The sequence below is a fragment of the Ensifer sp. Root127 genome, assembly GCF_001425225.1.
In the GTDB taxonomy this organism is placed as follows: Bacteria; Pseudomonadota; Alphaproteobacteria; order Rhizobiales; family Rhizobiaceae; genus Ensifer; species Ensifer canadensis.
The window spans coordinates 681,765-706,632 of record NZ_LMDX01000001.1 but is presented as its reverse complement, the minus strand read 5'-3'; the positions used below and the strand labels follow the sequence as shown (position 1 = coordinate 706,632).

General features: G+C 62.4%; 24 protein-coding genes. 12 read left to right on the top strand and 12 right to left on the bottom strand.

Annotated features, from left to right (window positions below; genetic code table 11):
* Nucleotides 1-120 precede the first annotated feature (120 nt).
* Nucleotides 121-1,149: an alcohol dehydrogenase AdhP gene (gene adhP, locus ASD03_RS03330; protein WP_025426030.1), complete on the top strand. Its 1,029-nt coding sequence runs from the start codon at nucleotides 121-123 to the stop codon at nucleotides 1,147-1,149.
* 242 nt (nucleotides 1,150-1,391) lie between these two features.
* Nucleotides 1,392-2,267, top strand: a complete 876-nt coding sequence (locus tag ASD03_RS03325; protein WP_025426031.1) for a dienelactone hydrolase family protein — start codon at nucleotides 1,392-1,394, stop codon at nucleotides 2,265-2,267.
* Nucleotides 2,268-2,530: 263 nt separating this feature from the next.
* Here ASD03_RS03325 and ASD03_RS03320 read toward each other — a convergent pair whose 3' ends face one another.
* Nucleotides 2,531-3,481 carry a LysR substrate-binding domain-containing protein gene (locus ASD03_RS03320; RefSeq protein WP_025426032.1) on the bottom strand — a complete coding sequence of 317 codons (951 nt, stop codon included), beginning with the start codon at nucleotides 3,479-3,481 and terminating at the stop codon, nucleotides 2,531-2,533.
* Nucleotides 3,482-3,689: 208 nt separating this feature from the next.
* Here ASD03_RS03320 and ASD03_RS03315 point away from each other — a divergent pair, with 208 nt between their 5' ends.
* Entirely contained in the window at nucleotides 3,690-3,977 is a 288-nt protein-coding gene (locus tag ASD03_RS03315; protein ID WP_025426033.1) for a DUF1127 domain-containing protein, read from the top strand.
* A gap of 353 nt (nucleotides 3,978-4,330) precedes the next feature.
* Here the strand turns inward: ASD03_RS03315 and ASD03_RS03310 are convergent, their stop codons facing one another.
* From ASD03_RS03310 to ASD03_RS03285, 6 genes are all read right to left on the bottom strand, one after another.
* Nucleotides 4,331-5,158: a DUF937 domain-containing protein gene (locus tag ASD03_RS03310; RefSeq protein WP_057212479.1), complete on the bottom strand. Its 828-nt coding sequence runs from the start codon at nucleotides 5,156-5,158 to the stop codon at nucleotides 4,331-4,333.
* A gap of 300 nt (nucleotides 5,159-5,458) precedes the next feature.
* A complete protein-coding gene (locus tag ASD03_RS03305) occupies nucleotides 5,459-6,832 on the bottom strand; it encodes a glutamate--cysteine ligase (RefSeq protein WP_025426035.1) in 1,374 nt (457 codons plus the stop codon).
* 144 nt (nucleotides 6,833-6,976) lie between these two features.
* Nucleotides 6,977-7,714, bottom strand: coding sequence for a 16S rRNA (uracil(1498)-N(3))-methyltransferase (locus ASD03_RS03300; protein ID WP_025426036.1), 738 nt, complete (start codon nucleotides 7,712-7,714; stop codon nucleotides 6,977-6,979).
* A gap of 11 nt (nucleotides 7,715-7,725) precedes the next feature.
* Nucleotides 7,726-9,231, bottom strand: a complete 1,506-nt coding sequence (locus ASD03_RS03295; protein WP_025426037.1) for an inorganic phosphate transporter — start codon at nucleotides 9,229-9,231, stop codon at nucleotides 7,726-7,728.
* A 114-nt stretch (nucleotides 9,232-9,345) separates the two neighbouring features.
* Complete coding sequence (locus ASD03_RS03290) at nucleotides 9,346-9,852, bottom strand: NUDIX hydrolase (RefSeq protein ID WP_025426038.1); 507 nt, start codon at nucleotides 9,850-9,852, stop codon at nucleotides 9,346-9,348.
* Nucleotides 9,853-10,057: 205 nt separating this feature from the next.
* The gene (locus ASD03_RS03285) at nucleotides 10,058-10,846 is read right to left on the bottom strand and encodes a FadR/GntR family transcriptional regulator (protein ID WP_025426039.1); all 789 of its coding nucleotides are present in this window, start codon (nucleotides 10,844-10,846) and stop codon (nucleotides 10,058-10,060) included.
* A gap of 171 nt (nucleotides 10,847-11,017) precedes the next feature.
* On the opposite strand from ASD03_RS03285, the gene ASD03_RS03280 reads away from it, so the two are divergent.
* Complete coding sequence (locus tag ASD03_RS03280) at nucleotides 11,018-12,292, top strand: DUF3422 family protein (protein ID WP_025426040.1); 1,275 nt, start codon at nucleotides 11,018-11,020, stop codon at nucleotides 12,290-12,292.
* A 3-nt stretch (nucleotides 12,293-12,295) separates the two neighbouring features.
* On the opposite strand, the gene ASD03_RS03275 is transcribed toward ASD03_RS03280, so the two are convergent.
* The gene (locus tag ASD03_RS03275) at nucleotides 12,296-13,192 is read right to left on the bottom strand and encodes a LysR family transcriptional regulator (RefSeq protein ID WP_025426041.1); all 897 of its coding nucleotides are present in this window, start codon (nucleotides 13,190-13,192) and stop codon (nucleotides 12,296-12,298) included.
* 106 nt (nucleotides 13,193-13,298) lie between these two features.
* On the opposite strand from ASD03_RS03275, the gene ASD03_RS03270 reads away from it, so the two are divergent.
* From ASD03_RS03270 to glcF, 4 genes are all read left to right on the top strand, one after another.
* Nucleotides 13,299-14,738 (top strand): FAD-linked oxidase C-terminal domain-containing protein, encoded by a 1,440-nt coding sequence (locus ASD03_RS03270; RefSeq protein WP_025426042.1) that lies wholly within the window; start codon nucleotides 13,299-13,301, stop codon nucleotides 14,736-14,738.
* Nucleotides 14,735-15,946, top strand: coding sequence for a glycolate oxidase subunit GlcE (glcE, locus tag ASD03_RS03265; RefSeq protein ID WP_057211572.1), 1,212 nt, complete (start codon nucleotides 14,735-14,737; stop codon nucleotides 15,944-15,946). Before ASD03_RS03270 ends, glcE begins: the two co-directional genes overlap by 4 nt.
* Nucleotides 15,947-15,979: 33 nt before the next feature.
* Nucleotides 15,980-16,360, top strand: a complete 381-nt coding sequence (locus ASD03_RS03260) for a DUF4870 domain-containing protein (protein WP_025426044.1) — start codon at nucleotides 15,980-15,982, stop codon at nucleotides 16,358-16,360.
* Between the two features lie 128 nt (nucleotides 16,361-16,488).
* A complete protein-coding gene (gene glcF, locus ASD03_RS03255; protein ID WP_025426045.1) occupies nucleotides 16,489-17,784 on the top strand; it encodes a glycolate oxidase subunit GlcF in 1,296 nt (431 codons plus the stop codon).
* A gap of 63 nt (nucleotides 17,785-17,847) precedes the next feature.
* On the opposite strand, the gene ASD03_RS03250 is transcribed toward glcF, so the two are convergent.
* The gene (locus ASD03_RS03250) at nucleotides 17,848-18,543 is read right to left on the bottom strand and encodes a L,D-transpeptidase (protein ID WP_025426046.1); all 696 of its coding nucleotides are present in this window, start codon (nucleotides 18,541-18,543) and stop codon (nucleotides 17,848-17,850) included.
* Nucleotides 18,544-18,734: 191 nt separating this feature from the next.
* Nucleotides 18,735-19,505: a L,D-transpeptidase gene (locus ASD03_RS03245; protein ID WP_025426047.1), complete on the bottom strand. Its 771-nt coding sequence runs from the start codon at nucleotides 19,503-19,505 to the stop codon at nucleotides 18,735-18,737.
* A 251-nt stretch (nucleotides 19,506-19,756) separates the two neighbouring features.
* Here ASD03_RS03245 and ASD03_RS03240 point away from each other — a divergent pair, with 251 nt between their 5' ends.
* A complete protein-coding gene (locus tag ASD03_RS03240) occupies nucleotides 19,757-20,392 on the top strand; it encodes a DNA-3-methyladenine glycosylase I (RefSeq protein WP_025426048.1) in 636 nt (211 codons plus the stop codon).
* A 24-nt stretch (nucleotides 20,393-20,416) separates the two neighbouring features.
* Here ASD03_RS03240 and ASD03_RS03235 read toward each other — a convergent pair whose 3' ends face one another.
* Together ASD03_RS03235 and ASD03_RS03230 are read right to left on the bottom strand one after the other, a co-directional pair.
* Nucleotides 20,417-20,800 carry a DUF305 domain-containing protein gene (locus ASD03_RS03235; RefSeq protein WP_025426049.1) on the bottom strand — a complete coding sequence of 128 codons (384 nt, stop codon included), beginning with the start codon at nucleotides 20,798-20,800 and terminating at the stop codon, nucleotides 20,417-20,419.
* A gap of 150 nt (nucleotides 20,801-20,950) precedes the next feature.
* The gene (locus ASD03_RS03230) at nucleotides 20,951-21,319 is read right to left on the bottom strand and encodes a hypothetical protein (protein ID WP_025426050.1); all 369 of its coding nucleotides are present in this window, start codon (nucleotides 21,317-21,319) and stop codon (nucleotides 20,951-20,953) included.
* 173 nt (nucleotides 21,320-21,492) lie between these two features.
* Between ASD03_RS03230 and hisS the strand changes: the two genes are divergently transcribed.
* The 3 genes from hisS to hisG are packed head-to-tail and all read left to right on the top strand — an operon-like array spanning nucleotide 21,493 to nucleotide 24,847.
* A complete protein-coding gene (gene hisS / locus ASD03_RS03225; protein WP_057212477.1) occupies nucleotides 21,493-23,007 on the top strand; it encodes a histidine--tRNA ligase in 1,515 nt (504 codons plus the stop codon).
* Nucleotides 23,008-23,012: 5 nt separating this feature from the next.
* Entirely contained in the window at nucleotides 23,013-24,155 is a 1,143-nt protein-coding gene (locus tag ASD03_RS03220; protein WP_025426052.1) for an ATP phosphoribosyltransferase regulatory subunit, read from the top strand.
* Nucleotides 24,152-24,847, top strand: a complete 696-nt coding sequence (gene hisG, locus ASD03_RS03215; protein WP_025426053.1) for an ATP phosphoribosyltransferase — start codon at nucleotides 24,152-24,154, stop codon at nucleotides 24,845-24,847. The genes ASD03_RS03220 and hisG overlap by 4 nt, the downstream gene beginning before the upstream one ends.
* The last annotated feature ends 21 nt before the right edge of the window (nucleotides 24,848-24,868 follow it).

Genomic DNA, 24,868 nt, shown 5'->3' with positions numbered 1-24,868 from the left:
GTACCCGTCACGACTTTGCGGATAGTCTGGCTGTCGTTAGCGTAGCTTTGTCGCTGGCGCCTCGCGTGCCCGGCAAAGGCCTTTGCGCCGACGTCGAACAAGACAGCATCGGAGATCGATATGACCGCAACGATGAAAGCCGCCGTGGTGCGCGAATTCCGCAAGCCGCTCGTGATCGAGGAAATGCCGATACCAGTGCCCGGTCCCGGCCAGGTGCTGATCAAGTTTCAGGCGACCGGCGTCTGCCATACCGACCTGCATGCGGTGAACGGTGACTGGCCGGTAAAACCCAATCCACCATTCATCCCCGGCCACGAGGGCGTCGGTTATGTCGCCAAGCTCGGCTCCGGCGTCAAGCGGCTGAAGGAAGGCGACCGCGTCGGCGTGCCGTGGCTGCACACCGCCTGCGGTGGTTGCACGCCATGCCGGACCGGATGGGAGACGCTCTGCGGCAGCCAGCAGAACACCGGCTATTCGGTCAACGGCACGTTCGCGGAGTATGGCCTGGCCGATCCGGACTTTGTCGGCCGGCTGCCTGATAAGCTCGAGTTCGGCCCGGCGGCGCCCGTCCTTTGCGCCGGCGTCACGGTTTACAAGGGTCTCAAGGAAACGGAAGTGCGCCCCGGCGAATGGGCGCTGATCTCCGGCATCGGCGGTCTCGGTCACATGGCGGTTCAATACGCCAAGGCCATGGGCATGCATGTCGCAGCCGTCGATATCTTCCCCGACAAGCTGGCGCTGGCGGGAAAGCTGGGCGCCGATCTCGTCGTCGATGCGCGCGACAAGGATGCGGTCGAGCAGGTGCAGAAGGCGACCGGCGGCGTGCACGGCGCGCTGGTGACGGCCGTGGCACCCAAGGCGATGGAGCAGGCCTTCAACATGCTGCGCTCCAAGGGAACGATGGCGTTGGTCGGTCTGCCGCCTGGCCAGATGTGCGTGCCGATCTTCGATACGGTCCTGAAGCGCATCACCATCCGCGGCTCTATCGTCGGCACCCGCCAGGACCTCGAGGAGTCACTGGAGTTTGCGGGCGAGGGCAAGGTCGCCTCCCACTTCACCTGGGACAAGATCGAGAACATCAACGCCATCTTCCAGCGCATGGAAGAGGGCAAGATCGATGGCCGCATTGTGCTTGATCTCGCCGGCTGATCCGCCTGCTGCGAAGTGTGCCTTTCCGCCAAGCGGTAACGCAAGTTTGTATGTTCGATGCCGCCCGCTGACCTATTCTGTCGCGGGCGGTAATCTTTCGCGCTGCCGCCACTGCATAATTCCTTAAATCGGAACCGATTTGTGGGAGAAATCATGCAGCGAGTTTAAAGCCTTACAGCGCCCTTGGCGCACCATATCTAACGCGCGGCGCTGTTGAGGAGAAGAAACCGAAGGAGGCCGTCATGAACAAACCCGTCATCACGCAGGCAATGATCGACGCTTACGACGAGTACACCCATCTCAGTCTTGATCGCCGCCGTTTCATGGAAACGCTGACCGCACTTGCCGGCTCTGCCGCGGCCGCAGCATCAATTGCCCCCTTGCTTGCTGCTAGCAGCGCCAAGGCCGAAATGATCGCAGATACCGACAATCGCATCATCGGCGAGGACATTTCCTATCCCGGCGCCGACGGCGACATGAAGGGCTATCTGGTCCGCCCGGCAAACATGACCGGAAAGCTGCCGGCCGTCATCGTCATCCACGAGAACCGCGGGCTCAATCCACATATTCGCGATGTCGCCCGCCGCATGGCGCTCGAGGGCTTCATCGCGCTCGCCCCGGATTTTCTGTCGCCATCGGGCGGCACGCCGGCGGATGAGGACAAGGCACGCGAGATGATCGGCGCGCTCGATGCCGCCGAAACCAATGCGGATGCTGTGGCAACCGTCGCATTCCTCGAAGAGCACGCGCAGTCGACCGGCAAGGTCGGCGCCATCGGCTTTTGCTGGGGCGGTGGACTGGTCAATCGGCTTGCGGTCAATGCGCCCGATCTCAAGGCGGGTGTCGCCTATTATGGCGCGCAGCCCAAGGCCGAGAACGTGCCGAAGATCAAGGCGGCGCTGTTGCTGCATTATGCCGGCCTCGACGAACGCATTAATGCGGGTATCGAAGCCTATCGCAAGGCGCTGACCGACAATGGCAAGGACGCGACGATCTATGTCTATGACGGCGTCAACCACGCCTTCAACAACGACACGTCGGCCGCCCGCTACGACAAGGCCGCAGCCGATCTTGCCTGGAGCCGCACTGTCGAATTTCTGAAGGCGAAGCTCGGCTAGAGCAATTCCAGGAAGAGTGTGAAACGGTTTCCCGTCCGGAATTGCGTTATTTCAACGAGTTAGATCATTTCACTGTTTCGATGAAACAGTGAAATGATCTAGCCGCTCACGCCTATGAAGGCGGCGCGATCAGCAGCGCTACCTTGTAAGCGGGGAGAAGAGGCGGGCACTGGGTCCGCCTCTTCCCTCCCGTCTCGTTTCGCATAAAAAAGGCCGCGCCTCCCACGGGAAGCGCGGCCTTTTTGCTAAGTGTCGAAAAATGCTTACCAGCCCGGCAGCATGTGGCTTTGCCGCAGCCGCGGATAGCGCGGAAAACCCTTGATATCGCCGTCGATGTCGTCGTTGACGGTGATCGGCGTGATGTTGTCCAGGCAGGCGGTGATGTGGTTGGTGATCGCATTCGATAGCGATGGCGACAGACCCGGCCGCTTCATGATGCCGATCTGCACTGGAGCCAGCGCCGGGAAGCCGTCCGCAAGCGTCAGCACCTTCATGCCCGGACGCAGCGCCGATTCCGGCAGGACCGAAACCGCCATGCCGGCAAGCACGGCGGCCGCGACCACGGTCGAGGACCAACTGGTAAACAGGATCTGGTATTCCTTGCCGGTCGCATCGAGCGCGGCGCAGGCCGCCTGCCGCCACTGGCAGTCGCGTCGGCCGACCGCAAGCGGGATTGGCGCATTTTCCGGCAGCGGATGGTTGATCGAACTTACCCAACAGAGCGGCTCTGTGCGCACCACGTCCGAGGCTCGGGCACGTGGATTGTGCGTAACCAGTGCGATGTCGAGATCGCCCTTGGCCATCTTCTCCGCAAGATCCACCGAAGGTTCGCAGATGATGTAGAGCTCGACGTTCGGATGCGTCTTGGCAAACCGCACGATGATCTCCGGCATGTAGCGGTCGGCATAGTCATCAGGCGTGCCGATGCGCAGCGTGCCCTCGAGGCGATTGTCGTCGAAGGAGGCCATCGCCTCGTTGTTGAGACGGATCATCCGGCGGGCGAAGTTGAGCAGCCGGTCACCCTCGACGGTCAGGCGGTTGCCGCGCCCGTCCTTCATGAACAACGGCTTGCCGATGCGCTCTTCCAGGCGCCGCATCTGCATGGATACGGCCGACTGTGTCTTGAAAACCCGGTCGGCGGCCTTGGTGAAGCTGCCCGTGTCGGCGATCGCGACAAAGGTTTGCAGCTGATCAATGTCAAGCGGTGCGGACATGGCCGTGATACACCCATAAGATTGTTTGATGAATATCATTAAAAACATTCGTTGGACTGATCAATAAGGATTTGCGATCTATCAGGGGCAAATTTCATTGATCCCGGCCGGCACAGGTGCCGGCTAATCCCAACTTCCCTGGCCCACCCCTGCGTTTGACCTCGCGCAGGGGACGGGTCCCTTCGTGCCTGAAAAAAGGAGTACCGTCATGCGCACGACCGACCACGTCCTCGACCTCGTTGCCGGAAAGCAGGCCTATGCCTCCCGCGCCGCTGGCGTTATCGGCGTGATGACGGCTGCATGGCGCCTTCGAAGCCGATGCCAGATTGCGCGTCTGAATGAGCTGGATGACCGCCAACTGCTCGATATGGGGCTACGGCGCGAAGATGTGCACGAGGCGATCACCTCGCCCTTCTTCGACAATCCCGCCAGCTATCTGACGCGTGCGTCGCGAAACCGCGTGAGCCTCTTCTACAAGGGGATCCGTCACGATTGATTTCCCTATGGCGCATCCCGCCGCTTGAGATGCGCCAGTCGAGCATGATCCGCGCAAGCTGCCGCCAACGCGGGTCATGCTACGAATTTCGAAGTTTCGGTGCTGCTGCCTCTATCGCGCGCCCAAACGTTCCCCGCAGGGTAGAGCCAATAGACCCTGCCGCTTGGCCCGGTACATGAACCAAGACATGTACCGGGCCTTTTTCTTTTCCAGCAGGTGCCGGATTGGTGAGGGTAGCGTCGTCGAGCGTTTCCGGTTTAGACGGAGTCGCAGAAACGCTCTATCTCTTTGTTTTTACGCATTTCCAGGCGGAAAACCACTTCGCACTTTTTCTGGAAATGCTCTAATCCAGCTCAGGCCTTGTCGCCGGTGCCGGTCTTGTAGCTGTCGAACAGCGCCTCGATGTTCTTCTGATATTCCTTCTGCATTTCCAGCCCGCTGTCGAACATGCTGTTCATCATCTGCGAAAACTGGGCGACGGCAGGATTGTCAGCAGCCGGCTTGGCTGTCGTGCCGGCGCCGGTCTGCATCATGTCCTGGAACGCCTTCATGAAGGGATTATCGGCGAAGAGGTCGGGCGTCTTGGCCTTCTCTTCTTTCTTGCCGGCACCGAAGAAGTCCTGCATCGCCTGCGTAAACGGATTGTCGAAGGGGTTGGCCTGCGGCTCCGGCTTCCTGGCAAGGCCGGCCGCCTGCATCCACTGCTGCATCATCGTTGCCATCGGATTGTTGGCAAAGGCGACGTTCGCGCCTGCAAACTGGCCCGTCGCCTGCTTGAACAGCCCGCCCATCAACGTATCGGCCATGGCCGGCAGCATCTGCTTGTAGATCTCCTGGCTGATGCCGGTGACCTGGGCTGCCTGGGCCGCGATCGCGCGCGACATTTCCTTGGAGCCGAAGAGCTGGCCGAGGATGCCGTTGCCGTCGGCCATGCCTTGCGGCGTGAATGCCTGGCTCACGTCCTCGAAGTATTTGGCATAGCTGCCGCTGGACATCGCCGTCAGCAGCGCGCCGAAATCGTAGGGGTTTGTGGTGTTGCGCTTGAAGGCGGCGGAAAAGGCCGGGAGCAGCGCTGCGGTAGCTTTCGCCATCTGCTCCTGCGCAAGCCCGAATTGTCGAGCCATCAGCTCCGTGGCCTGTCCGTTCTGCGCCTGCGTGAACATGTCAAAAAGCGGTGCCATCCCCGGTTCCCTTCGGCTGCTGCCTGATTCCTTAGATCGGAACGATTTAAGGGGAAAATGATGCAGCAAGTGTAAAGCGTGGCAGCGTCCTTTGCGCGTCATGTCTGATGCGCGGCGCTGCAAGCGACGCATATCGTTGCACTATACCGGGAAATTGGAGGCTGGAAACCGCTTTTTACTGCATAATTCCTTAAATCCGGCTCGATTTAAGGACGAAATTATGCAGCAAGTTTAAGCGGTTACAGCGTCCTTGGGCGCGTCATGCCTGACGCGCGGCGCTGTAATGGCAGGCTTACCGGCTCAGTACTGGTACTCGGCAAAGACCGGATCGACGGAGCCATTCCAGCGGCCGTTGTAGAGCGACAGCAGATCCTCGGCGAGCGTTGCCTTCTTGGCAAGCACTTCGTCGAGCGGTGCGAGGAACTGGCTTTCGTCGATGCCGTCGCCGTTCAGCCGGTTGCGTCGCTTCAGGCCGCCGCGCGAGATCGAAACGACTTCGCGGGCGATGTCGTAGAGGCTGCCGGCGCGGAATTTTGTGTTGAGCGCCTGGGCGGGCACTGTGTCACGCAGTGAGCCGACCTCCTCGAAGGTCCAGTCGCGCGTGAGTGCTTCGGCGGCAGAGAGCGCCTCGCCGTCGTAAAGCAGGCCGACCCAGAAGGCAGGCAGAGCGCAGATCCGACGCCAGGGGCCGCCGTCGGCGCCCCGCATCTCCAGGAAGCGCTTGAGGCGCACGTCGGGGAAGAGGGTCGAGAGATGATTGGTCCAGTCGCCCATGTTCGGCTGCCAGTCGGCGATCTCGCCCTTGAGCGCTCCGCCCATGAACTGACGGAAGGTGACATGGGTACAGTCGTGATAGTGGTCGTCGCGAACGACAAAATACATAGGCACGTCGAGCGCCCATTCGACATAGTCCGCAAAGCCGAAGTCCGGCTTGAAAGCGGAAGGCAGAAGGCCGGAGCGCTGGTTGTCTGTGTCGCGCCAGATATCGCCGCGCCAGGACAGGAGCCCGTTCGGCTTGCCATCGGTGAAGGGGGAGCTTGCAAACAGAGCGGTCGCCAGCGGCTGCAGCTTCAAGGACACCTGCATCTTGCGGCGCATGTCCTCTTCCGAGGAGAAGTCGAGGTTCACTTGGATCGTGCAGGTGCGATACATCATGTCGAGACCCTTGGTGCCGACCTTGGGCATGTAGCGGCTCATGATGCCATAGCGCGATTTCGGCATGCGCGGCGTTTCGTCAAACGTCCATTTCGGGCTGCCACCGATGCCGAGGAAGCGAATGCCGAGTGGCTCGGCCACTTCGCGCAGGACGGCGAGGTGCTGGTTCGATTCCTTGCAAGTCTGGTGGAGGTTTTCGAGTGGCGCACCGGAGAGCTCGAACTGACCGCCCGGCTCCAGCGAGATCGCCCCGTTGCCGGAATGCTCGGCAAGACCGATGATATTGCCCTCGTCAACGATCGGATCCCAGCCGCTCTTTGCAGCCATACCGTTGAGCAGCGCCTGGATGCTGGCGTCGCCGTAATAGGGCACGGGGCTGTTGTCCGCCTTAAAGAAGGCAAACTTTTCGTGCTCCGTTCCGATCCGGAACCGCTCCTCCGGTTTCGAGCCCTCCGCCAGATAAGCGGTCAGGTCAGCGACAGAGGTTACCGGCGTCTGGTCGGTGGTATCTCGGGCCATGAGCGTCTTCTTTTGCTTGAGCGGTTCCGCCGGTCAGCGGAAGTGGATGGGGCTGCTTGAACCGTATTCAGGTGCGGTGCAAGTCAATTTCTTTCAAGATCTGTTCAAAAAAAGTATGCGCCGCGCTTGCGTGCGAACGACCGGTTAGTGCCAATCACCGACCGTTGCCTGTATGACCGCCATGGCCGCAACCGCTGCGGTATCGGCCCTGAGAATGCGGGGGCCAAGAGGAATGGCGGTGACGAAATCGAGGCTGCGCAGCAGGCTTCGCTCGCTGTCGGAAAAACCGCCTTCGGGCCCGATCAGCAGTGCCAGCTTCTTTTCCTTAATGCCGTTCAGGATCGGTAGCGGATTCTGGCTGTTGCTGCCTTCGTCGCAGAAGATGATGCGCCGATCCGCGGGCCAACTTTGCAGCAGGTCCTCAAGCCGGCGGGGCTCTTCGACACTGGGTATGCCGAGCACGCCACATTGTTCCGCGGCCTCGACGACATTGGCGCGCACCCGGTCGAGGTTGCCGATCTTGCCCTGAACATGTTGCGTCATCACCGGCTGGAGCACCCCGGCGCCCATCTCGACGGCCTTCTGCACGAGGTAGTCGAGGCGGCCGACCTTTAGCGGTGCAAAGAGATAGACGAGATCGCAAGGTGCCGGCTGCGGACGTGTCTGCTCGACGGCAGTCAGGATCAGGCGCTTCTTGGTCGGGAGCGAAAGCTCGGCTCGCCATTCGCCGTCGCGGCCGTTGAACACGAGGACGGACCCGCCTTCCTCGTAGCGGAGCACGTTGATCAAATAGTTGAACTGTTCCTTGGTCGTCTCCTGGGTTGCACCGGCATGGAGTGCATGTTCCACGAACAGTCGCTGCATGCGAAAATTGGCGCGCATGTCGATTACCTCTAGATGAACAGGCTGGAAAGGATGAAGTAGACGACGGCCGAAAGCAGGGCCGAGGCCGGAACGGTGATGACCCAGGCGGCAACGATCGTCAGAAAATGCGAGCGGCGCACCAGTCGGCGGCGGCGGACCTCGGCAAAGTTGGTCTCGGTCGATCCCATGAAGTCTGCCTGCCCGGTCTTCTGGCGCACATATTCCAGGCGACGCTGCGAGTGCCGAGTATACCATTCGCGGAAGAAGCCGACGCCGAAGACGGCGCCGACCGCCGTGTGGGTCGAGCTGATCGGCAGGCCGAGGGCGGAGGCGAGCAGCACGGTTACCGCGGTTGCCAGCGCAACGCAGAAGGCGCGCATCGGATTGAGGCGGGTGATTTCCTGGCCGACGACGCGGATCAGCCGTGGGCCATAGAGCAGCAGGCCGAGCGATATGCCGATGGCGCCGATCGCAAGTTCCCAAAGCGGTGTTGGCGATCTCTCCGTGGTGATGACACCGTCGAGCGCGGACACGATCGCCGACAGCGGACCGATGGCGTTGGAAACGTCATTGGCGCCGTGTGCGAAGGAAAGCAGCGCAGCCGCCAGGATCAGCGGCGCACGAAACAGCTTGCGTAGCGACTGATTGCGGTTGTCGAGACCCTCCGACTGACGGCGAATCCACGGTTTGCTCAGGAAATAGACGACGATGCCGACGATCAGGCCGAGGCCGAGGCCCGTCACCAGCGAGATCGAGGCAACCTGCACCAGGGCGATCACCGCGAGATAGGCGGTAAAACAACCTGCCGTCACCCCGAGAAGCACGGGCATCCAGCGCCTGGCCGATGCGATCTTGTCCTCGCGGTAGATGATGAATTCCTTGAGAAGCGCAAGGAAGGCAGCGGCGATGACGCCGCCGAGAACAGGTGAAATCGACCAACTGGCGGTGATGCCGGCAAGTTCCCACCATTGCACGCTGGAGACGCCTGCAGCCGCAATGCCCGCTCCGACGATGCCGCCAATGATCGAATGGGTCGTTGAAACCGGCGCGCCGGAATAGGTGGCGATATTGATCCAGACGGCCGACGAGGCGAGCGCCGCCATCATCACCCAGACGATCGTCTGGGCCCCGAGAATGTCTTCTCCGTAAATGATGCCCGCCTCGACCGTCAGTGTCACCTGACGGCCGGCGAGCATCGCGCCAGCGATTTCGAAGACGGCGGCGATTGTCAGCGCCGTTACCATCGACATCGCCTTGGCGCCAACGGCCGCGCCGACGTTGTTGGTGACGTCGTTGGCGCCGATGTTCATCGCCATGTAGCCGGCGATCGCGGCTGCGGCGATGATGATCGGCGCGGTCGCCGAGTTCGTCACGAAGCTTGCGGCAAATGCCATGCTGAGCAGCAGGAACAGGAGAGCGAGGCCCGGGGCTGCCAGACCACGCATCACCTGCTGCGATGCCTCCTCGGCAAGGCTGAACTTGTCCAGATCCTTGTCGAGCGTCTGCTTTTCAAGGCGCGTGCGCGACTTTGGCAATGGCGGTCTCCCTTTTCACCATGGCCACTACTGCCACCGCGAAATGCTTTCAAGCGGAATTGATGATGTCTGCAAAGCTGTGCAAAAGATGGCCGAAGATATCGCCCGCGGTGGCTAGCCGGTGACGGCCTTGGGGACCGGCGAGGGCGGTGCCGCCACGCGGCGGCCGAAGGCGAGGATAAGCTCCTTCAGTGTCGGCTCTGCGACACGGCTGGCTGCCTCCTCGCAGCTGACCCATTCCAGCTTGCGCACACCTTCCTCGGGGAAGTGCTTGCAGAGATCGTCTACCTCGAGGGCATGCACCTGGACCTTGACCGAGATCTTCAGGCCGTGATCCATGCGCTTCTTGTAGAGATAGAAGCCGGCCGGGGCCTTCTGCACTCGGCCCTTGACGCCTGCCTCTTCATAGGCCTCGCGCTCGGCCACCTCGTGGGCACGCTTGCCTTGCATAGGCCATCCCTTGGGAATGACCCAGCGGCCGGTATCACGGCTGGTGATCAGCAGAATCTCGAGCGCCTTGGACTTCTTGCGAACACGGAAACAGAGCGCTGCATATTGCATGCGCGCCGGTCGACGCAGCATCAGCTGCACATCGGATGCGAGCCGGTTCAGGAAGTTCAAGGTCGTTTGCTCTCCTCTTAGCGAATCAGTGTTCGTTGGACGTTCCAGCCAGTATGCCAGCGTCGCGTTGCGTGTAAACGTCGCACCGTGTCGGCTGCCGGATATGCGGTCAGCTTCGCTGCAAACTGTGGTCCCGATGCGACAGAATATGGTGCTTTCGCGCCTGTTTTGCCAGCGGGGCGGCAACCGGGCGTTGGTCCCGGCTTCAGCTCGCCTGATCGCGCTGCTGGAGGCGCAGCCGCGCGATGCGCGCCCACTCGCCGGTGCGCTCGGCCTCGCGGGTGGAGGCGGCAACAAAATCGATATGGCTTTGGGCAGCGGCCTTGGCCGCTTTCGGGTCTCCGGCCATGATCGCGTCGTAGATTGCCTCGTGTTGCGCGAGCAGCCGGTCACGCGCCCCTGGCGCGTCGAAGACCGAATTGCGGTGAAAAAAGATCCCCTGCGTCAGCAGCCGGTAACAGGCGCGCAGCGTGTGCATGAGGATGATGTTGTGGGCGCTTTCGCCGATCGCCTGATGCAACTCGACGTCGGAGGCTAGTTCGTCGTTGAAGTCACCACTGCGGTGGGCGGTTCGCATTCGCTCGATAATGCGCGTGAGGATATCGCGGTCGAAATCCGTTGCGCGCGTTGCCGCCAGTTCCGCGGTCAAGCCTTCGAGTTCGCGGCGATATTCGAGATAATCCTGCGTCGCCTTGTGGTGGCGGCCGATCAGCTCGATCAGCGGCTTGGAGAAGACTTCGCCGACGACATCGGCAACGAAGGTACCGCCGCCGTGGCGGCTCTCGACGAGGCCGCGCGCCTCCAGTTCCTTCAACGCTTCGCGCAGGATCGGCCGCGACACGTCGAAACGCTTCGACAGTTCCCGTTCGCCCGGCAGCCTGTCGCCGTCGCGCAGGATGCCTTCGAGGATGAGAAGCTCGATCTGTTGGACAACCTCGTCCGCCGTGCGGCTGTGGCTGATGCGGGCATAGAGGTCGATCTGGTCTTCGGTCACGCTTGGGTCTCCCATGCGCCGCAATCTAGGCATCGGCAGCCAACTGGTCAATTTCCTTGTCCACTTTGGCCGCCCTGACAAAAGTCAAACTGCGGCAATGCGTCCTTTTGCTTTTGCTCATTCGGTTGATAAGAGAGTCATGATGAACGCGTGAGGGGGATAAAGCGCTTCATGGCAAAGGGAAGTTTTGCATTTCCGGTCGCGCCGATGCGAGCGCAGGCGCTGGGCGAGGTCCATTCGCGGCCTTACGCCCTGGTGGCGACGCCGCGCGTGATCTTTCAGCTCGCCTTCATGACCGAGGGCGGCTCGATCGTCGACCACGCCGTTCTGTCGGAATTGTCGCGTTCGCGTGGCATTGCGCCGCCTGGACGCGATGCCAACCATCATGCCATGGCCTGGGGGCAGGGCACGCTGCGCTGGGAACGGCATACGGAATTTTCGACCTATTTTTGGGACGGCCCGGCGCCGGAGCATTTCGGTGGCGAGGTGGCGATCCACCCATTCGGCGACGGCTTTTCGCCGCCCGGCTCGCTCATTTCGGGCATCCGCCTCGAGATCCGCGCGGACTCACCGGAGACCCGCGAGGCGATCAAGGCTTTCGACCCGACCAGCCTCTGTTACAGCGAGACGAAGAACGGCCAGGCGATCCTCGTCACTGACTTTCGCCAGAACGGTGACGGTCTGACGCAGATCCTGGTGATCGACCGCGGCATGACCGAGGCCGGCACCGGCGCGTTGATCCAGCGTCTGCTCGATATCGAAACCTATCGGACGCTGGCGATGGTCGGCCTGCCGTTGGCGCAATCACTGTCGCCGGAGATCCGCCGCACCGAAGACGGCCTGACGGCGATCACTCAGCGCATGAAGGAGAACGTCCGCGAAGAGGCGGACGACATGCTGGCGGAGATCACCCGGCTTGCGGCCGATCTGGAGGCGGGTGCTGCACTCAGCCTCTATCGCTTCGGCGCCAGCCGCGCCTATTACGGCATCGTCCAGGAGCGCATCCGCACCCTGGCCGAGACGGCGGTCCCCGGCTACGAGACGATCGGCACCTTTCTCGAGCGTCGGCTGGCGCCGGCAATGCGCACCTGCCAGTCGGTGGAGGAGCGGCAGGCGAACCTGTCGCGCAAGCTCGCCCGCGCCACCGCGCTCCTGCGCAGTTGGGTCGATGTCGAACTGGAGCGGCAGAACAGCGCCCTTTTGAACTCGATGGATCGGCGCGCGAAGTTGCAGCTGCGGCTGCAGCAGACTGTCGAGGGTCTGTCGGTTGCCGCGATCTCCTATTACGTCGTCGGTCTGTTCGGCTATCTCGCCAAGGCGGTCAGCCATGAGCTGCCGATCGATCCCGGTCTGTTGACCGGACTTGCCGTGCCCTTCGCGGTCGCCGGCGTCTGGCTCATCGTTCGCCGCATCCGCCACCATCACGGCGACGGCGAGCACAAATAGCGCCTATCGTTCCCAATAGGGGACAGGCCCGTAGAGGCCGGCGAGATAATCGATGAACAGGCGCACCTTGGCCGGCAGGAACTGGCGGCTCGGGTAGACGGCCGATAGCGTCAGGTTCTTCGAGCCCTCCCATTGCGGCAGCACCTGCACCAGCTGGCCGCTGCGCAGCTCCGGGCCGATATCCCAGGTGGAGCGGAGCGCGATGCCGGCGCCGGCGATCACCGCCGCCCGGACGATTTCAGAGGAATTGGTCACCAGCGGCCCTTCGGGGTGCCAGACGAGCGATCCCTCCGGCCCTTCGAGCTTCCAGTTGTCGTTGTTGTGGGCGGGCAGGCAGAAATGCCGGGCGAGGTCGCCAATCTCGTTCGGGGCGCCGTTGCTGGCAATGTAGTCCGGCGAGGCGCAGAGCAGCCTGCGGACCGGCGCGAGCTTGCGCGCTACCAGGCTCGAATCGGTCAGCTCACCGATGCGCACGGCCATGTCGAAGCCCTCGGCGACGATATCGGTAAAGTCGTCGGTGAGCACGATGTGCAGCTTGAGATCCAGATGGTCCTTCATGAAGCCGGTCAGATGCGGCGCGATATGCATGCGGCCAAAGGAGGTCGGCGCCGAAATGCGAAGCACGCCCTGCGCCTGCGACGAGCGTCCTGAGGCATAGGCTTCCGCCTCTTCGATGCCCGTGAGGATGCCGAGCACGCGGTCGTAGAAGCCCTGGCCCGCCTCGGTTAGCGAGATCTGCCGGGTGGTGCGCTGCAACAGGCGCGTGCCCAGCCGGTCTTCCAGCCGCTTGATCCGTTTGGAGATGACCGCGGGGGAAAATCCGAGCGCCCGCCCTGCTGCCGACATACTGCCGGAGGAAACGACGCGTGCAAAAATCTCAAGATCGCCTAAATTCGTCATCAATCGTTGCCATTGTTTCCGAAATGGAAAAGCTCGATAGCATTTGCGAGGGGGCTATCCTAGTGGTAAAGAAAATGAACCAATTGACATATGGGCGGAGGATTTGATGGCGGAAACGATCGGCTTTCTGCAGCCAAGGCCGGCCGTCATCGCCCGGCGCCGCGAGATCGCTGCTGACCTGGCAGACCTGCTGCCATCAGGCTGCCTCATCAGCGACGAGCGCGGCTTAAAGCCGTTCGAGACCGATGCCTTCATCGCCTATCGCCGCATGCCGCTTGCCGTCGCCCTGCCCGAGACGACCGAACAGGTGGCAGCGGTGCTTAAATATTGCAGCCGCTACGGCATTCCCGTCGTGCCGCGTGGCGCCGGCACCTCTTTGTCCGGCGGCGCCATCCCCCAGGAAGACGCTGTGGTAATCGGCCTCTCGAAGATGTCGCGCATCCTCGATATCGACTTCTTCAACCGCACCGCGACGGTCCAGGCCGGTGTGACCAATCTCAATATTTCCGAAGCCGTTTCCGCCGATGGCTTCTTCTACGCGCCGGATCCGAGTTCGCAGCTTGCCTGCACCATCGGCGGCAATATCGGCATGAATTCCGGCGGCGCCCATTGCCTGAAATACGGCGTCACCACCAACAATCTGCTGGGCGTGAAGATGGTGCTGTTCGACGGCACGATCATTGATCTCGGCGGCAAGGCGTTCGATGCGGCCGGCTACGATCTGCTCGGCCTTGTCTGCGGCTCGGAGGGGCAGCTCGGCATCGTTACCGAGGCAACCGTGCGGCTGATCGCCAAGCCCGAGGGCGCCCGCCCGGTGCTGTTCGGCTTTGCCTCCTCTGAAGCCGCCGGCGCCTGCGTCGCCGACGTCATCGGTTCCGGCATCATCCCCGTCGCCATGGAATTCATGGACAAGCCGGCAATCGAGATCTGCGAAGCCTTTGCCCATGCCGGCTATCCGCTGGATGTGGAGGCGCTACTGATCGTCGAGGTGGAGGGCTCGGAGGCCGAGATGGACGCGATGCTCGCAAGCATCATCGACGTTGCCCGGCGCCACGGCGTTACCACAATCAAGGAAAGCCAATCGGCGCTCGAGGCGGCGCTGATCTGGAAGGGCCGCAAATCGGCGTTCGGCGCAACCGGACGCATCGCCGACTATATCTGCATGGACGGCACCGTGCCGCTCAGCCAGCTTTCCCACGTTCTGCGCCGCACCGGCGAGATCGTCGCTTCCTACGGTCTGCGCGTCGCCAATGTCTTTCACGCCGGCGACGGCAACATGCATCCGCTGATCCTCTACAACATCAACGACCCCGATGATGCGGCACGCGCCGAAAGCGCCGGCAACGACATCCTGAAGCTTTGCGTCGATGCCGGCGGATGCCTGACCGGCGAACATGGCGTCGGTATCGAGAAACGCGATCTCATGCTGCATCAGTTCACCCAGACCGATCTGGACCAGCAGATGGCGGCGCGCGCCGCCTTCGATCCACAATGGATCCTGAACCCGTCCAAGGTCTTTCCGCTCGAAGGACGCCCCGCCGCATGATCGTGCATTTCGAGCCTGCGAGCGAAGAGGGGATCGCAACCGTGGTTCGGGCGATGGCCGCGGAAAGGGCGTCGCTTACCGTCATCGGCGGCGGCACGCGCTCCGGCCTCGGCAACCCCGTGCGCGCCGACCGGGTGCTGTCCACCCGCCGTCTCTCAGGTATTGTCAGCTACAACCCGGCGGAAATGACCGTCAGCGCGCTCGCCGGGACGCCGCTTGCCGAGGTCGAGGCGGCCCTTGCCGAAAACCGGCAGATGCTGTCATTCGAACCGATGGACCACCGCCCGATCTTTGCAACGACCGGCGAACCGACGATCGGCGGGGTTTTCGCGGCCAATGTCTCGGGGCCGAGGCGCCTCATCGCCGGTGCCGCTCGCGACAGCCTGCTCGGCGTCCGTTTCGTCAATGGCAGGGGCGACGCGATCAAGGCTGGCGGCCGGGTGATGAAGAACGTCACCGGCCTCGATCTGGTAAAACTTTTGGCGGGCTCGCACGGAACGCTTGGAATTCTGACCGAGGTGACATTCCGCGTGCTGCCGAAGCCGCCAGCCTGCGAAACCGTCGTGGTCTCGGGCTTGAACGATGCCGAGGCGGCGGCCGTGATGGCAGAAGCCATGGCGCAAACGGTCGAGGTATCAGGTGCGGCGCATCTGGCCGAGAGCGTCCGCGGCCGGTTCATCGCCGGCGGCCTGCCCGATGGCGCAGCAACCGTTCTTCGGCTGGAAGGCTTGCAGGCCTCGGTCTCGATCCGCGCGGAAAAACTGTCGAAGGCGCTCGAAAAGTTCGGTCCGGTATCGCGGCTCGATGCGGAGCAGACGGCGGCGCTCTGGTTGGAGATCCGCGATGTGAAGCCCTATGCAGATGGCACGGATCGCCCGCTCTGGCGTGTCTCGGTTGCGCCTTCGGCCGGCCACCAACTGGTTGCCGCGTTGCGCCTGCAAACGGGTGTCGATGCCTTTTATGACTGGCAGGGCGGACTTGTGTGGCTGCGCATGGAGGCCGATCCGGAGGCGGCGCTGGTGCGCCGCTATATCAAGGCGCTTGGCGGCGGCCATGCGAGCCTCGTTCGCGCAGCTGACGGCTTTCGCGCGACCATTCCATCGTTCGAGCCGCAACCCGCGCCGGTGGCGCTGTTGAGCGAGCGCGTCCGGGAAAAGTTCGATCCACAGCGGATCTTCAATCCGGGCCGGATGCAGGCCGTCTCCTGAGGCACGGGGAAATGACGAGAGAGGGAGGTATCGATGAGTGACAATGGTCCGCAGGCTCCGCCTCCCAGAGAGACCGATCGCTGGCTGGAGCCCGGGAAGGTCAACGTCCAGGTCATTTATGTGCTCTATCTCGTCGCTTTCGCCGTGGGGATCACGTCTGTCATCGGCGTCGTGCTTGCTTATCTCAACCGCGGCAAGGGTGCGCCCTGGGTCCAGACACACTATACTTGGGCGATCCGCACCTTCTGGATTGCGCTGTTGTTCGGTCTCATCTCGGCGCTGCTGATGGTGTTGCTGATCGGGTTTTTAGGGTTTATCGCCACCGCGGTCTGGATCGTCGTGCGCTGTGTCGTCGGCCTGCAACGCGCCGCTCGCGAGGAGCCGATCAGCAATCCGGAAAGCTGGATGATCTAAACCGTGTGGCGCAAAAGTGTGTAGCGGTTTTGCGACAGCGACATGGGAAAACAAGAGCTTGAAATGCGGTAAGCGATCAGAGATCGCAACGCGCGTGAGGGGCAGAGCCCCGATACTGGAGTAGCCGCTTGCAAACGAACTTTACGCCCGCGCAGCTTGCCGATCCGCATGTGGCCGAATCCGAGGCCATCCTGCGCAAATGCGTGCATTGCGGTTTTTGCACCGCCACCTGTCCCACCTATGTGACGCTTGGCGACGAGCTCGATAGCCCGCGTGGCCGCATCTATCTCATCAAGGATATGCTGGAGAACAGTCGGCCGGCCGACACCGAAACCGTGACGCATATCGACCGCTGTCTGTCCTGTCTCGCCTGCACCACCACGTGTCCGTCAGGCGTCGACTACATGCATCTCGTTGATCATGCCCGTGTTCATATAGAGAAGACCTACAAGCGGCCATTGAAGGATAGGCTGGCCCGCGCCGTGCTGGCGCAAGTCCTGCCCTATCCCTCGCGTTTTCGCCTTGCCTTGAAGGCGGCCGCTTTCGGAAGGCCCTTTGCCAGGGTTCTGAAAAAGGTGGCGGCGCTCAAGACCTTCGGAGTGATGCTCGATCTGGCGCCGAAGGCGGTGCCGGAGCCCTCGGCGACCGCGATCACGGGCACCCATGCCGCCAGCGGCAAGCGCGTCGGCCGCGTTGCGCTGCTGAACGGTTGCGCGCAACCGGTACTGAAGCCGGAGATCAACGAGGCAACCATCCGCCTCCTTACCCGTCTCGGCATAGAGGTGGTCGTCTCGGCAGGCGAGGGCTGTTGCGGCGCGCTGGTGCATCACATGGGGCGGGAGGGCCAGGCGCTCGACGCGGCCCGGCGCAATGTCGATGCCTGGCTGAGCGTGGCAGACGAAGGTAGTCTCGATGCGATCATCATCACCGCATCCGGCTGCGGCACGACGATCAAGGATTATGGCCACATGCTGCGCCTCGACCCCGCCTATGCGGAAAAGGCAGCAAGGGTCTCGGCCATGGCGAAGGACATCACCGAATACCTGTCGACTCTGGATCTTCCAGTGCAGGATCCGCGCGGCATGACCGTGACCTATCATTCCGCCTGCTCCATGCAGCACGGCCAGAAGATCACCATGGCGCCGAAGCAACTGTTAAAACAGGCGGGGTTCGTCGTGCGCGATCCCGCAGAAGGCCATCTCTGTTGCGGCTCGGCCGGCACCTACAACATCCTGCAGCCGGAGATCTCGCAGAAGCTCAAGGACCGCAAGGTCAAGAACCTCGCGGCGACGAAGCCCGACGTGATCGCCACCGGCAATATCGGCTGCATCACCCAGATCGCGACCGGCACGGCGATCCCGATCGTCCACACGGTCGAACTGCTCGACTGGGCCTATGGCGGCGCGAAACCGGCTGGATTGTGAAACGAAAAATGCCGGCGCGATGGCGCCGGCATTGGTTTTTCTGGGCTATTTCTGGCGAGCGTATCAGCCGCCAAAGATCTGGCGGAAGATATCGACGCCGCGATCGTTGAAGTAGGTATCGCCGGTCTTGCTGCCGGGTCCGATGACGATCACCTTGGTGCCGACGTCGGCCCGGTCGTAGAGGTGCTCGATGTCGTTATTCATCATGCGGATGCAGCCCGAAGACATATTCTGGCCGATCGTCCACGGCTGGTTGGTGCCGTGGATGCGGAAGATCGTGTCGCGGCCGCCCTTATAGAGATACATGGCACGCGCGCCGAGCGGGTTGTCGATGCCGCCTTCCTGCGTGATCGGCAGGATGCGGCCCTTGGCGGCTTCGCGGCGGCGCATTTCTTCCGGCGGCGTCCAGGTCGGCCATTCAGCCTTGCGGCCCACCTTCACCACGCCTGACCAGCCGAAGCCTTCACGACCGACGCCGATACCGTATCGGGTCGCGCGGTTCGGACCGTCGATGTAGTAGAGAAACTTGTTGTTGGTATCGACAATGATCGTGCCGGGGGCTTCGTCGGTGCTGAAGCGAACCTTGGTGCGCCAGAATTGCTTCGGCGGCTTTTTCTGCGTCGCGACAAGGACGATATCACTGCTCTTGGGAGTGGTTCCGGATGTCGGCGCGGGCGTGAAAGCCTGGGCATTGGCGGCGGCAAGAATAGCGCTGGTCGCGATGGCGATCGCGACCAATTTGCTGGCATGACGTTTCATATACGATTCCCTCTAAGCCCTCGTTACATCAAGGCTATGCAAATTGGCCCGAAGTTCAAGCCCGGGATACATCCGATAGACCGAACATGGTCACGGATTTTGTATCTTTAAGCCCGTCTGTTGCCTGAAGATCACGACCAGGCAACAGCAAAACGTATGGGGAGAGGGAAATATTCTATGTCCGGCGCCAATTATATGACGATAACCTTGGTGCCGACATTCACCCGTTCATAGAGATCGACGACGTCCTCGTTGCGCATGCGGATGCAGCCTGAGGAGACCGCGTAACCGATCGTCCAGGGCGCATTGGTGCCGTGGATGCGGTAAAGCGTCGAGCCGAGATACATGGCGCGTGCGCCAAGCGGATTTTCCGGGCCGCCGTCCATGCGGGCCGGCAGGTAGTGCCCCTTGGCGGCTTCGCGCGAGATCATTTCCGTCGGCGGCGTCCAGCTCGGCCATTCCGCCTTGCGGGTGACCTTATGAGCGCCGGCCCATTCGAACCCCGGCTTGCCGACGCCGACACCGTAGCGCCGTGCCTGACCATTACCGGCGACAAGGTAGAGGAAACGATTGTTGGTATCGATGACGATCGTGCCTGCCTTTTCCTTGCCGTCGTAGGCAACTGTCTGCGGCAGATACTGCGGGTCGAACTTAGACTTGACGGGACGCTGGGCGCGGGTGGCGTTGACCGGTTGTACCAGCGGGGCGCCGACGCGGCGTTTTGCCTGCGGCTTCACGGTCAGGCCCTGATAATACTGTTTTCGGGTGGTGGTCGGTATCTGCTGGCGGTAGATGACCCGGCGCGCCTGTTGCGGCTGGCCGCCGAGCTGCATCACCCACGGGGCGGTCAGGTCTGGGCTGACGATCACCGGCGGCCGGTTCTGGTACCGGTCCTGGGCCTGCGCCTGGCCGGCGACGAGGGTGAGGATGGATGCGGCTACAACAAGGGATTTTTTCAACATCGGACGGACTCGCTACCTTTCGCCGAAACGTATCAAAATGGGGCGCGGCCAGCCGGAGAACGGGTCTCCAGGACGGACGGCATGCGCCTTGGCAATGGGGCGATCGTGTCATCGCGGCGCCACGGAATGGTAAACGGCAGCCCGCGAAAGGGAGGAAGCGCCGATAAAGCTTTGGGTAGGGTTATCCGTCGCTTTAGGAATCTGGTTTGTGAATGGTAAATGCGGAAGAGCACGATGAAACGGGGCTGGTAATGACGACCAAGGGCATAATGATTGGCGAAGACGGCCTTGGGCGTTGCGCCTGGCAGAGCAATCTCGATGACTACAGACGGTATCACGACGAGGAATGGGGGCGGCCGGTTACCGATGACCGGCGCCTCTTCGAGAAGATCTGTCTGGAGGGGTTTCAATCCGGCCTCTCCTGGCTGACGATCCTGCGCAAGCGCGAGGCCTTTCGCGCCGCCTTCGCCGGCTTCGACGTCGATGCGGTTGCCGCCTTCGGCGATGCTGACATCGAGCGCTGCCTTGGCAATACCGGCATCGTGCGCCATCGCGGCAAAATCGTCTCGACCATCAACAACGCCAAGCGCGCCCAGGAGCTTAAAGCCGAGTTTGGTTCGCTTGCTGCCTATTTCTGGTCGCACGAACCCGGCCCGGACGAGCGGCCGGCATTTGTCAGCTATGAAGCGATCGCCGCCAATCCGACGACTCCGACCTCGACGCTGATCTCCAAGGATCTGAAAAAGCGCGGCTGGACCTTCGTCGGCCCGACGACGATCTATGCCTTCATGCAGGCCATGGGGCTTGTCAACGACCACATCGAAGGCTGCCATTGCCGCGCGACGGTCGAGGACATGCGGCGGGCGCTGACGCGCCCGCAACCCTGAATTTGCATCTTTCCAGGAACGGCTTCAGCCACCGTTCTTGGCAAGCCAATCCTTCATCATCTGGATCTCGCCCTCCTGGGCCTTGATGATGTCTTCCGCCAGTTTGCGCAGTTGTTCGTCCTTGCCGTATTCGAGTTCGACCCTGGCCATGCCGATCGCGCCCTGATGATGGGCGATCATGCCCCGCACGAAGTCGACATCGGCGTTGCCGGTAAAGGCGATGTCCATGCCCTTGTGCATGCGGGCGTTGACCTCGGCGAAAGCCTTGCTGGAGGCGGAGGTGTCGCCGGCCGGCGCCGCCGCCTCAGCCGATCCGTGATGCATGCTGCTGCCGTGGTCCTGGGCCATAGCGGGAGCATAAAGTGACGCGATCAGGACTGAGGCTGCTATGATCGTTTTCAAAGACATGATGGTTTCCTTCTTCATCTCATTATCATCTCGCGCGACTGAGGCAGCGCCGTGCAATCGCCGAAATGTCGGCCGGTTGTTGCGGCCTGTCATATGGAATTTCGTTTCGTCAGCGCAGCCGATACACCCGAAGGTGAGCCACGATGACGGTCACACAAGCAGGAACGACTTGGGTGGTGGCGAGCGCGGCCCGATCGTGATCGCGTGCAATGCGGGATATGTCGCTGCCGCCAGACGCGACGATGTCGTGGTCGCCGGATCGAACATCAAGGCAATTGGCTCGATCGCGATGCAGGCCGAACAGGACGAAGGATGCGCCTGTTTTTTCGAGTGGTCCTTGCATGCCCGGATATCTTCGCAGGAGATCGCATGGCCAGCGTGAACGGCTTGCTTTTGCGACGAGTCATGGGCGGCGGTTTGTGCGGCACCGGCCGCCAGGTCCTGGGCCTGCAGCATCGCCGAAGGCGCGCCTGAGAACAGGGCTGCAACGAACAGGAGTATGACGGCGGCAAAACGCATGCCCTTTACTTAGGATGGCCCGTGGCAAAGAGAAGACGTGATCGGCACGCTGCCGGTCCGATCGTTGCCTTCGCGCACGCCTGGAGCCGCTTTGCGCCGTGCTAACCCTTGCCGCCCATGCCTCTATCCGATAGGGAAAGCTCGAAACCCGCTGACAGTCCGGAATGCTCCCCATGACCGAGAAACAAAAGAAACCGCAGAAGCTCAAGGCACGCCTTCCGCGTGGCTTTGTCGACCGTTCGGCCGCCGATATTCGCGCCACCGACGACATGATCGTCAAGATCCGCGAAGTCTATGAGCGTTATGGTTTCGATCCGGTCGAAACGCCGCTGTTCGAATACACCGATGCGCTTGGAAAATTCCTGCCCGACAGCGACCGCCCGAACGAGGGCGTGTTTTCGCTGACGGATGACGACGACCAGTGGATGTCGCTGCGCTACGACCTGACGGCGCCGCTTGCCCGTCACGTCGCCGAGAACTTCAACGAGATCCAGCTTCCCTTCCGCACCTATCGCGCCGGCTACGTTTTCCGCAACGAAAAGCCGGGCCCGGGTCGCTTCCGCCAGTTCATGCAGTTCGATGCCGATACGGTCGGTGCCGCCGGCGTCCAGGCGGATGCCGAAATGTGCATGATGATGGCCGACACGATGGAAGCGCTCGGCATCAAGCGCGGCGACTACGTGATCCGGGTCAACAACCGCAAGGTTCTTGATGGCGTCATGGAGGCGATTGGCCTCGGCGGCGACGACAAGGCGAATGCCCGCCTGACGGTGCTGCGCGCCATCGACAAGCTCGACAAGTTCGGTCCCGAAGGCGTGCGCCTGCTGCTCGGCGAAGGCCGCAAGGACGAGAGCGGCGACTTCACCAAGGGCGCCGGTCTGAACGGCGAGCAGATCGACAAGGTCCTGTTCTTCGTTGGCATCCAGGACTACGCCGAAAGTGCCGCCGAACTCGCAGCGCTCGTTGCCGGCACAGCCAAGGGCGGCGAGGGCGTCGAGGAACTCAACGCCATCCGCAGCCTGGTCGTGAGCGCGGGCTACGAGGCCGATCGCATCAAGATCGACCCTTCGGTCGTTCGCGGTCTCGAATATTACACCGGCCCGGTTTTCGAGGCCGAGTTGCAGTTTGCCGTCACCAATGAGAAGGGCGAAAAGGTCGTCTTCGGTTCGGTCGGCGGCGGCGGACGTTACGATGGTCTCGTCTCGCGCTTCATGGGCCAGCCGGTGCCGGCCACCGGTTTCTCGATCGGTGTTTCGCGCCTGATGACCGCGCTCAAGAACCTTGGCAAGCTCGGCACGTCGGACGTCGTGGCACCGGTCGTCGTCTGCGTTATGGACCGTGACATCGACAGCATGGGCCACTACCAGCGCTTCGTGCAGCAGCTCCGCCATGCCGGCATTCGCGCCGAGATGTACCAGGGCAACAAGAAGAACTTCGGCGACCAGCTGAAATACGCCGACCGTCGCGGTGCGCCGCTCGCGATCATTCAGGGCGGCGACGAGCGCGCCGCCGGTCTGGTGCAGATCAAGGATCTGATCGAGGGCAAGCGCTTGTCGGGCGAAATAGAGGACAATGCGGCATGGCGCGAGGCGCGGGTGGCGCAGGTCTCCGTGCCCGCAGGCGACCTTGTCGAAAAGGTGCGTGAAATGCTCGCGGCACAGGCCGAGGACCGGGCAAGGGCAGGCTGACGGCGATGCCTCTGATCAACCTTCCCGCCTTCTCCGCAGATCTGCTTGCCGAGTTCGAAAGTCTCGGCACGCTTCGGGTCGACACACCGGTGATCCAACCGGCGGAGCCGTTTCTCGCCATGGCTGGCGAGGATCTTCGCCGCCGCATCTTCATGACCGAGAGTGAGACCGGAGAGAGCCTCTGTCTGCGGCCGGAATTCACCATCCCCGTCTGCCTTCGCCACATCGAAACGGCAACCGGCACGCCCAAGCGTTATGCCTATCTCGGCGAAGTGTTTCGTCAGCGCCGCGAAGGCGGCAACGAATTCTATCAGGCCGGCATCGAAGATCTCGGTGATACCGATATCGCCGCCTCCGACGCGCGTGCGGTCGGCAATGCCATGCGGGTGGTTGCCAATCGTCTTCCTGGCCGGCGCCTGGCGGTCACGCTCGGCGACCAGTCGGTCTTCGAAGCGGTCGTCGGTGCCTGTGGCCTGCCGGGCGGCTGGCAGAAGCGGCTGATCCATGCCTTCGGCGACCAGAAGCACCTGCAGAAGCTGCTTGCCGAGCTTGCCGATCCAAAGGCTGCCGGCGTCTTTGGCCCCGAGGTCGAGCGGCTGGCGATCGCCGGCATGCTCGATGACGAGGTGCGGCTTGTCGCCCATATCGGCGAAACCATGGAGGCGACGGGCTACTCCACCAATGCCAGCCGCTCGCCGCAGGACATCGCCCGCCGCCTGAAGGAAAAGATGGAACTGGCGAATACCCGGCTCGATCCGGAAACGCTGGATCTCGTGCGTGAATTCCTGGCGCTCGACATGCCGCTTGCCGAAGCGCCTGCCGCACTCTTCCGCTTTGCCGAGAAGACCGGATTGACGCTCGATGGAGCGCTGGCGCGTTTTGACGCGCGCGTGGCGGCGCTTGCCGGCATCGGCGCCGATGTCGATGTCATTCGCTATCGTGCCGCCTTCGGCCGCCCGCTCGACTATTATACCGGCCTCGTCTTCGAAGTCGAAGTCGAGGGGACACCGGCGGTGCTTGCCGGTGGCGGGCGCTTCGACCGGCTCCTAACCCTGCTTGGCGCGCGCGAACATATTCCCGCCGTCGGCTTCTCGCTCTGGCTCGACCGGATCGAAGCGGCGATCGCCGCCAGCGGAGGTGCCGCATGACCATCACCATCGCATTGCCGTCCAAGGGGCGGATGAAGGACGACGCCTCGGCGATCTTCGAGCGCGCCGGCATGAAGATCGTCGCCGTCGGCAATGACCGCTCCTATCGCGGCCGTGTCGAAGGCTGGGACGATGTCGAGATCGCCTTCCTGTCGGCCTCGGAGATTTCGCGCGAGCTCGGCAACGGCTCGATCGATTTCGGCGTCACCGGAGAAGACCTTGTGCGCGAGGGGCTTGCCAATGCCGACGCTCGCGTCGAGTTCTGCGCCCGCCTCGGCTTCGGCCATGCCGATGTCGTCGTCGCCGTTCCGGAGATCTGGTACGACGTCGACACCATGGCCGACCTCGGCGACGTCGCCGCCGACTTCCGCGCCCGCCACGGGCGGCGGCTGGCGATTGCCACCAAATACTGGCGGCTGACGCAGAACCACTTTTCCGGCAGCCACGGCATCCAGCTCTACCACATCGTCGAAAGCCTCGGAGCGACCGAGGGTGCGCCGGCCTCCGGCTCTGCCGACATCATCGTCGACATCACCTCGACCGGTTCGACCCTGCATGCCAACCACCTGAAGACCCTTGCCGACGGCGTCATACTGCGGTCGGAGGCCTGCCTGGTGCGTGCACGCAAGCCGGCGCATGACGGCGACCCGATCGTCGGTCGCATTCTCTCGGCGGTGCGCGACGCGCTTTGAAACTTAAGAACCGCCGCTCAG

Coding starts and splice junctions, on each gene's coding strand:
- adhP (WP_025426030.1), top strand. CDS start 121: ATGACCGCAACGATGAAAGCCGCCGTGGTGCGCGAATTCCGCAAGCCG.
- ASD03_RS03325 (WP_025426031.1), top strand. CDS start 1,392: ATGAACAAACCCGTCATCACGCAGGCAATGATCGACGCTTACGACGAG.
- ASD03_RS03320 (WP_025426032.1), bottom strand. CDS start 3,481: ATGTCCGCACCGCTTGACATTGATCAGCTGCAAACCTTTGTCGCGATC.
- ASD03_RS03315 (WP_025426033.1), top strand. CDS start 3,690: ATGCGCACGACCGACCACGTCCTCGACCTCGTTGCCGGAAAGCAGGCC.
- ASD03_RS03310 (WP_057212479.1), bottom strand. CDS start 5,158: ATGGCACCGCTTTTTGACATGTTCACGCAGGCGCAGAACGGACAGGCC.
- ASD03_RS03305 (WP_025426035.1), bottom strand. CDS start 6,832: ATGGCCCGAGATACCACCGACCAGACGCCGGTAACCTCTGTCGCTGAC.
- ASD03_RS03300 (WP_025426036.1), bottom strand. CDS start 7,714: ATGCGCGCCAATTTTCGCATGCAGCGACTGTTCGTGGAACATGCACTC.
- ASD03_RS03280 (WP_025426040.1), top strand. CDS start 11,018: ATGGCAAAGGGAAGTTTTGCATTTCCGGTCGCGCCGATGCGAGCGCAG.
- ASD03_RS03275 (WP_025426041.1), bottom strand. CDS start 13,192: ATGACGAATTTAGGCGATCTTGAGATTTTTGCACGCGTCGTTTCCTCC.
- ASD03_RS03270 (WP_025426042.1), top strand. CDS start 13,299: ATGGCGGAAACGATCGGCTTTCTGCAGCCAAGGCCGGCCGTCATCGCC.
- glcE (WP_057211572.1), top strand. CDS start 14,735: ATGATCGTGCATTTCGAGCCTGCGAGCGAAGAGGGGATCGCAACCGTG.
- ASD03_RS03260 (WP_025426044.1), top strand. CDS start 15,980: ATGAGTGACAATGGTCCGCAGGCTCCGCCTCCCAGAGAGACCGATCGC.
- ASD03_RS03250 (WP_025426046.1), bottom strand. CDS start 18,543: ATGAAACGTCATGCCAGCAAATTGGTCGCGATCGCCATCGCGACCAGC.
- ASD03_RS03245 (WP_025426047.1), bottom strand. CDS start 19,505: ATGTTGAAAAAATCCCTTGTTGTAGCCGCATCCATCCTCACCCTCGTC.
- ASD03_RS03240 (WP_025426048.1), top strand. CDS start 19,757: ATGACGACCAAGGGCATAATGATTGGCGAAGACGGCCTTGGGCGTTGC.
- ASD03_RS03235 (WP_025426049.1), bottom strand. CDS start 20,800: ATGTCTTTGAAAACGATCATAGCAGCCTCAGTCCTGATCGCGTCACTT.
- ASD03_RS03230 (WP_025426050.1), bottom strand. CDS start 21,319: ATGCGTTTTGCCGCCGTCATACTCCTGTTCGTTGCAGCCCTGTTCTCA.
- hisS (WP_057212477.1), top strand. CDS start 21,493: ATGACCGAGAAACAAAAGAAACCGCAGAAGCTCAAGGCACGCCTTCCG.
- ASD03_RS03220 (WP_025426052.1), top strand. CDS start 23,013: ATGCCTCTGATCAACCTTCCCGCCTTCTCCGCAGATCTGCTTGCCGAG.
- hisG (WP_025426053.1), top strand. CDS start 24,152: ATGACCATCACCATCGCATTGCCGTCCAAGGGGCGGATGAAGGACGAC.